The sequence below is a fragment of the Polaromonas sp. genome (genome assembly GCF_029945685.1).
Taxonomy (GTDB): domain Bacteria; phylum Pseudomonadota; class Gammaproteobacteria; order Burkholderiales; family Burkholderiaceae_C; genus Polaromonas.
This window is the reverse complement of sequence record NZ_JAQSDA010000004.1, coordinates 45887-53102: the sequence shown is the minus strand read 5'-3', so window position 1 is coordinate 53102 and position 7216 is coordinate 45887. Positions and strand designations below refer to the sequence as shown.

The 7216-nt window shown below is 62.1% G+C and carries 6 protein-coding genes; all 6 read right to left on the bottom strand.

What is annotated here, in order from left to right:
* Nucleotides 1-242: 242 nt before the first annotated feature.
* Nucleotides 243-1238, bottom strand: a complete 996-nt coding sequence (locus PSV26_RS02195) for an oligopeptide/dipeptide ABC transporter ATP-binding protein (RefSeq protein ID WP_300512231.1) — start codon at nt 1236-1238, stop codon at nt 243-245.
* Nucleotides 1239-1339: 101 nt separating this feature from the next.
* Complete coding sequence (locus PSV26_RS02190) at nt 1340-2317, bottom strand: ABC transporter ATP-binding protein (RefSeq protein WP_300512179.1); 978 nt, start codon at nt 2315-2317, stop codon at nt 1340-1342.
* A gap of 120 nt (nt 2318-2437) precedes the next feature.
* On the bottom strand, nt 2438-3349 hold the full coding sequence (locus PSV26_RS02185) for an ABC transporter permease (RefSeq protein WP_293594298.1): 912 nt from the start codon (nt 3347-3349) through the stop codon (nt 2438-2440).
* 9 nt (nt 3350-3358) lie between these two features.
* Nucleotides 3359-4942 (bottom strand): ABC transporter substrate-binding protein, encoded by a 1584-nt coding sequence (locus tag PSV26_RS02180; RefSeq protein WP_300512180.1) that lies wholly within the window; start codon nt 4940-4942, stop codon nt 3359-3361.
* 25 nt (nt 4943-4967) lie between these two features.
* On the bottom strand, nt 4968-6206 hold the full coding sequence (locus PSV26_RS02175; RefSeq protein ID WP_300567126.1) for a M20 aminoacylase family protein: 1239 nt from the start codon (nt 6204-6206) through the stop codon (nt 4968-4970).
* Between the two features lies 1 nt (nt 6207).
* Entirely contained in the window at nt 6208-7188 is a 981-nt protein-coding gene (locus PSV26_RS02170) for an ABC transporter permease (RefSeq protein ID WP_300567123.1), read from the bottom strand.
* Nucleotides 7189-7216 lie beyond the last annotated feature (28 nt).

Sequence of the window (7216 nt, the reverse complement as noted above, 5' to 3'; positions counted from 1 at the left end):
TTGCCGCGCCACGTCGGGGCACGCGGCCGTCATGTAGGCACCCGATCGCAGCACACGCGGCCAAATGAAGCTCCCCGCCATCGCCCAGCGGGGCGGGGGGAGGGAGTGGGGAGTTACGCCTACTGTCCACTGCGAACCACCAGCGCAGCGTGATGCCGCAAAGGATTTCATCCGATCTCTTAAGTGAAATCGACCCCTAGCCCTTATCCATCAAGCGCCAGAAGCTACAAAAACAGGAGCAGCTAGATACGGCCTTCTTCGACAGCGTGGCAGGCGATCTTCACGCCCTGGATGCTCAGGAGCTGCGGCCGCTCGGCGCGGCAGCGGTCGTTGACGTGCGGGCAGCGCGGGTGGAAGGTGCAGCCGGTCGGCGGGCTCAAGGGGTTGGGCACCTCGCCCTGTACCGGGGTGCGGGCGCGGCCGGTGTCGTGCATTTTCGGGATCGCGTCCAGCAGCATGCGTGTGTAAGGGTGCTTCGGGTTGGCAAACAGCGTCTGCTTGTCCGACAGTTCGACCAGCCGTCCGAGGTACATCACGCCCACCTGGTCACTGACATGGCGCACCACCGCGAGGTTGTGCGAGATGAACAGGTAGGTCAGCCCGCGCTCGCGCTGCAGGTCTTTCATGATGTTGAGCACCTGCGCCTGCACACTCACATCGAGCGCCGAGGTCGGTTCGTCACAAACCAGAAATTCCGGCTCGGTGGCGAGTGCCCGGGCAATCGAGATGCGCTGGCGCTGGCCGCCCGAAAACTGGTGCGGAAACTTGACCATGTCCAGCGGGGACAGGCCGACCGACTTGAGCAGTTCGCCCACGCGCGCCTTGAGCTCGGCCTCGTTGGTGATCAGGCCGTGTTCCTTGAGCGGCTCACCCACGATGTCCTCCACGATCCAGCGCGGATTCAGGCTCGCGTACGGGTCCTGGAAAATCATCTGGATGCGGCGCCGCAGCTGCCGGCCTTGCGGTGTCTTGAAGGCCGCATGGGCATCTTGCCCGTCAAAGGTCAGGCCGCCACGGGTGGGCTCGTACAGGCCCACCAGCAATCGGGCCACCGTGCTTTTGCCACAGCCCGATTCACCGACCAGGGCCAATGTCTTGCCTTTTTCAATCTCGAAGCTGACGCCGTCGACGGCGTGCAGCATCAGCCTGGGCTTGCCCTCCAGCACCCGGTTCAACCAGGGCGGGGAAACGTCGAAGGTCTTGGCCAGGTCAAAAGCCTGAACGAGAGGTGCCCCCACGCTCGTCGCTGCGCCTACGTCGCTGCCCCCCGAGGTGGCTGTTTTCCCTTGGGGCGGCCCTGCGGGAAAATGGCCACCCACGCTTGTGGTTTCGCTGTTGCTCATGCCGTCACTCCCACCGTGGCAGCGTGCAGCCAGCAGGCGGCGCGTGTGGCACCGGCAGGTAGGAGGTCAGGCCTGTCCTGTGTGCAGCGGTCGAACACTTTGGGGCAACGCGGATTGAAGGCGCAGCCTTGCGGAATGGCATTCAGACGCGGCATGGCCCCGTCAATCTGGTTGAGCCGTTCGCGATCCAGCGTGATGTCGGGAATCGCCTCCATCAGGCCTGCGGTGTAGGGATGAGCCGGGTGGTTGATCACCTCATGCACCGGACCAATTTCGGCAATGCGGCCGGCGTACATCACGGCCACGCGGTCGCAGGTTTCGGCGATCACGCCCATGTCGTGGGTGATCAGCATCACGGCGGCACCACGCTTCTTGCAGATGCTCTTGAGCAGCATGATGATCTGCGCCTGGATCGACACGTCAAGCGCTGTCGTCGGCTCGTCAGCCACAATCAGCTTGGGTTCGGCGGCCAGCGCCAAGGCAATCACCACGCGCTGACGCATGCCGCCCGAAAACTGGTGCGGGAAATGCTCGATGCGCTGCTCGGCCGCCGGAATGCCGGTGTCCTGCAGCAGCGAAATGGCGCGTTGGCGCGCTTCCGCGTTGCTGACCGGCAAATGCGCCTGTATCGTTTCGATCAGCTGCCGGCCCACCGTGTACAGCGGGTTCAGCGAGGTCAAGGGGTCCTGGAAAATGGCCCCGATCTTGCGGCCGCGAATATGACGCATCTGCTCGTAGGGCAGGTTGTCGATGCGTTCGCCTTCGAGCAGGATCTGCCCGCCGCCAATGCGACCGGGCGGCTCCAGCAGCCCGATGATGGCGGCGCCGGTCAGCGACTTGCCGGCGCCCGACTCACCGACCACGCCCAGGATTTCGCCGGGTGCGATATCAAACGAAATGTCGTCCAGCGCCCGCAGCGTACCGCGCCGGCCGGGAAACTCGACGATCAGGTTCTTGACTTGTAAAAGACTCATTGCGTGCTCAACAGGGATAAAGCGCGGGGGCCAGGCAATGTCCCGCCGGGCCGCCCCAAGGGAAATTAGCCCCCCCGGGGGGCAGCGAAGTACGCGAAGCGACAAGCGTGAGCGCCATGTCTATCTCAATCTCGGGTTCAACGCATCACGCAGCCAGTCGCCCAGCAGGTTCACGCTCAACGAAATCAGCACCAGCATCAAGCCTGGAAACACGGTGATCCACCATTCCCCGGAAAACAGGTAGTCGTTGCCGATGCGGATCAGGGTGCCCAGCGAAGGCGACGTGGGTGGCGCGCCTACGCCGAGGAAGGACAGGGTGGCTTCGGTGATGATGGCCGTGGCCACCTGGATGGTTGCCAGCACCAGCACCGGCCCCATCACATTGGGCAGCACATGGCGGCGCATGATGCGCATCGGTGTCACACCGGTCACGCGTGCCGCCTGCACGTACTCCTTGTTGCGCTCGACCAGGGTCGAGCCCCTCACCGTTCTGGCGTATTGCACCCATCCCGTGAGCGTGATCGATATGATCAGCACCCCCAGCGCCAGGGAATCCTGCGCGTTGGGGAACAGGGCTCGCCCCACCCCCGCAATCAACAGCGCCACCAGAATGGCCGGGAAAGACAGCATCACGTCGCACAGGCGCATCAGGGCAGAGTCAATCCAGCCGCCGTAAAACCCGGCCAGCAAGCCCATGCCCACGCCGAACACGACCGACAGGATCACCGAGGCAAAACCCACCGCCAGGGAAACGCGGGCACCGTACATCAGGGCAGACAGGATGTCCCGCCCCTGGTCGTCGGTACCCAGCAGGTACTTGCTCGAGCCTTCGGCCGACCAGGCCGGCGGCAGGCGGGCATCGCTCAGTTCGAGCGTCGTCAGGTCAAACGGGTTGTGCGGCGCCACAAAGCCCGCAAACACCGAACAGAAGATGCAGATGAGGGCGACTGCAGCTGCAGCCATCGCCACCGGAGAGGTGCGAAAGCTGTAGCCGATGTCGCCATCCCACCATCGGAATAGCGCGCTTTTCATCAACCCTTGTTATTTGTTGACTTTGACGTACTTCCAGGGCATGCCGTTGTCGGGCCACTGAACCATCTCAATGTTCTTCTTGGACGCCCAGTTGAGCGCCTGCTGATGCAGCGGCAGATGGCCCACTTCATCCTGATGGATCTTCAGCGCCTCGCGGATCATCTCGTTGCGCTTCTTGTCATCGGTCTCGGAAGCCACCAGGTCGGTCAGCTGGTCAATGCGTGCATTGCTGTAAGCGCCCAGATTGAACTGACCGCGACCACCCTCACCCGGCGTGGACATGATGGGGTAGAGCACGTTATGGGCGTCCACCGTGCTCGGTGTCCAGCCCAGCATGTAGAAGCTGGTATCACGGCGCAGGATCTTCGGAAAGTAGGTGCCCTTGGTTTCGGCTTCCAGATTGATCTTGACCCCGATGCGCGACAGGTTCGCAGCCACGGCCTGGCAGATTTCACCGTCATTGACATAACGGTCGTTCGGGCAGTTCATCTTGAGCTCGAACCCGGCGCCGTAACCCGCGTCAGCCATCAGCTTCTTGGCGGCTTCCACGTCAAACGGCAGGCGCTTGGCAAGCTCGGGAGCGTAACCCTTGATCTCGGGTGCCAGCAGCGTCGCCACCGGCGTGGATGCACCACGCATCACACGGTTCTTGATGGCTTCGATGTCGATGGCCTGGTAGAAGGCCTGGCGGACGCGCTTGTCCTTGAAGGGGTTCTTGCCCTTGACGCTGGAGAACTGCAGTTCGTCGCGCTTCTGGTCCATGCCAAGAAAAATGATGCGCAGCTCGGGGCCCTGCAGAACCTTCAGATCGGCATTTCCCTTGATGCGCGCAACGTCCTGCACCGGCACCGGTTCCATCACGTCAATTTCACCCGACAGAAGTGCGGCGACGCGGGTGCTGTTGTTGCCGATGACGTTGAAGATCACTTCGTCCACATTGCCGTCGATCTTGCCCCAGTAATTGCCGTTGCGGGTGAAGGTGGTGCGGACATTGGGCTGGCGCTCACGCACGCGGAAAGGGCCGGTCCCATTGGCGCGGAAAGACGCGGCGTTTTCGATGCCTTTGCGGCGGTCCACCGGCTTGGTGGCCTGGTTCGTTTCGCACCACTTCTTGCTCATGATGTGCCACTGCGTGAACAGCTCTGGCAGGATGGGGAAGGGGTTGTTCAGCACAAAGTCGATCGTGTGATCGTCGATTTTCTTGATTTCCTTGATCTGGCCGACATAACTCTTCATGTCGGAGCCGTCGCCCTTGGCGCGCTCGTAGCTGAAGATCACATCGTCTGCAGTGAACGGCGTACCGTCATGAAACTGCACGCCCTTGCGCAGGTTGAAGCGCCACACCGTCGGCGAGGTCTGCTTCCAGTCGGTCGCCAGCGACGGCGCCAGCTTGTAGCTGCGGTCACGCGTGACCAGCGGTTCGTAGACATTGCCTACCACCGTCAGCTGCAGCGATTCGTTGAGCGAATGCGGGTCCAGCGAGAGGGCATCACCCTGGTTTCCAACCCGCAGGGTCACTGCGGACGCTACGAAAGTAGTAGCTGCCAGCGCTGTACCCACAAGGGCAAAAGCGGCTTTTTTCGTGAAATTCATGGGATTCTCCTGTTGAAAAAAATGATCAGCGTGGCACGGACAAAGGCATGGACTGCTCCACCAGCCCGGCATGCAGGGCGGCACCCAGTGGCAGGATGTCGTCGTTGAAGTCGTAGCGGCTGTTATGCAGAAAACAGCTGCCAACACCGTTTTCAGCGCCCTGGCCGATACGCATGTAAGCGCCGGGTTTGACCTGCAGCATGAAGGAAAAGTCTTCGGCGCCCATGCTGGGCTCCATGTCGCGCACGACGTGGTCCTCACCCAGAAGGGTTTGCGCCACATCGGCTGCAAACATGGCTTCATCAAACGAGTTGATGGTGGCCGGGTAAATGCGTTCGTAGTGCACGTTGGCGGTTGCACCAAAGCCGAGTGCAACGGCGCTGCAAAGTTCGTGGAGGCGGCGCTCTATCATGTCCTGCACGTCCGGGTTGAAGGTGCGGACCGTGCCCACCAGCGTCGCCTTGCCCGGCACCACGCTGAAGGCGCCCATGTCGCCCGCCTGCATCGCACATAGGCTGATCACGGCACTGTCAATCGGCTTGACGTTGCGCGACACAATGCTTTGCACCGCCGTGATGATGTGCCCCGCAACCAGCACAGGATCAACCGTCATGTAGGCGTGGGCGCCATGGCCGCCGCGGCCGGTGATGTCGATGGTGATGCGGTCAGCCGCTGCCATCATGGGCCCCGCGTTGATGCCCACCGTACCGGGCTTCATGGACGGCCAGTTGTGCATGCCGTAAACCGCCTGCACCGGGAACCGGTCGAAGAGGCCGTCTTCAATCATCACCCGCGCACCCGCAAAACCTTCTTCGCCGGGCTGGAAAATCAGCACAGCCGTCCCGTCAAAATTGCGTGTCGCCGCCAGGTAGCGGGCCGCGCCCACCAGCATGGCCACGTGCCCGTCATGGCCGCAACCGTGCATCATGCCGGCCCGGGAGGATTTCCAGGCAAAGTCGTTGTGTTCCGTCATCGGCAACGCGTCCATGTCGGCACGCAAGCCGATCATTTTTCCGCTGCTGCTGTGCTGCCCCTTGATGACGGCCACCAGCCCGGTCTTGCCGATGCCGGTGTGCACCTCGTCCACACCACATCGCTGCAGCGCTTCCTTCACGCGGGCACTGGTGTAAAGCTCTTCAAAACCGAGTTCGGGGTGGGCATGCAGGTCACGGCGAAAGGCAGTGATTTCCGGGTGGAACTCGCTGATCTGCGCGAAGGCGCGGCCGTTGGCCTTGAGCGCAGGAACGGGCCGGGGAGACAGCATGTCAGTGTCCCCCCGCCGAGCCGACGCGCAGGCGCGGATCCACTACAAAATAAAGAAGGTCAACCACCAGGTTGATCACAACAAAAATCAGCGCAATCAGGCACAGGTAGGCGGCCATCACGGGAATGTCGGCGAAAGTCACCGCCTGGATGAAGAGCAGGCCCATGCCGGGCCACTGGAAAACAGTTTCAGTGATGATTGCAAAAGCGATCAGCCCGCCCAGTTGCAGGCCGGTGATGGTCATGACCGGCACCAGGGTGTTTTTCAGCGCGTGCCCAAAATGGATGGCGCGGTTGGACAGGCCACGCGCGCGCGCAAACTTGATGTAGTCGGTGCGCAGCACTTCGAGCATTTCGGCGCGGACCAGCCGCATGATCAGCGTGAGCTGGAAAATCGCCAGTGTCACCGCCGGAAGCACGATATGGTGCCAGCCCTTGGCCGTCAACAATCCGCTGCTCCACCAACCCATCTGCACCACGTCGCCGCGCCCGAAGCTGGGGAACCAGCCCAGCCCCACGGAGAAAAACAGAATCAGCAGGATCCCGATCAGGAAGGTCGGAAGCGACACGCCCACCAGCGACACCGTCATGAGCAATTGACTCAGAAAGGTTCCGCGGCGCAGGGCCGCATAAACACCCATCGGTACACCGATCACCAGGGCCAGGACGGCAGCCACCAGTGCCAGCTCCAGCGTGGCCGGGAAACGCTCGGCAATCAGACGTGAGACCTTGGCCCCCTGACGCAGGCTGAGGCCAAACTCGCCCTGCACGGCATTGACCAGAAAGTGCCCGAACTGCACGAAAAAGGGCTTGTCCAGCCCCAGATCGGCGCGCAGCTGCGCGATCTGATCGGGCCGCGCGTCCTGCCCCAGCAGAAACACCACCGGGTCGCCAACATACTGGAACAGCATGAATGCAATGAAGGCCACAGCGACCATCACGATCACTGCCTGGAGCAGGCGACGGAGAATAAATGCAAACATTCGGGGAGGTGGTTTTGAGAGTGAGCCA

What these genes read in the sequence shown, in the direction of transcription:
- PSV26_RS02175 (WP_300567126.1), bottom strand. Translation starts at nt 6,206, where the DNA reads ATGCTGTCTCCCCGGCCCGTTCCTGCGCTCAAGGCCAACGGCCGCGCC.
- PSV26_RS02190 (WP_300512179.1), bottom strand. Translation starts at nt 2,317, where the DNA reads ATGAGTCTTTTACAAGTCAAGAACCTGATCGTCGAGTTTCCCGGCCGG.
- PSV26_RS02185 (WP_293594298.1), bottom strand. Translation starts at nt 3,349, where the DNA reads ATGAAAAGCGCGCTATTCCGATGGTGGGATGGCGACATCGGCTACAGC.
- PSV26_RS02180 (WP_300512180.1), bottom strand. Translation starts at nt 4,942, where the DNA reads ATGAATTTCACGAAAAAAGCCGCTTTTGCCCTTGTGGGTACAGCGCTG.
- PSV26_RS02170 (WP_300567123.1), bottom strand. Translation starts at nt 7,188, where the DNA reads ATGTTTGCATTTATTCTCCGTCGCCTGCTCCAGGCAGTGATCGTGATG.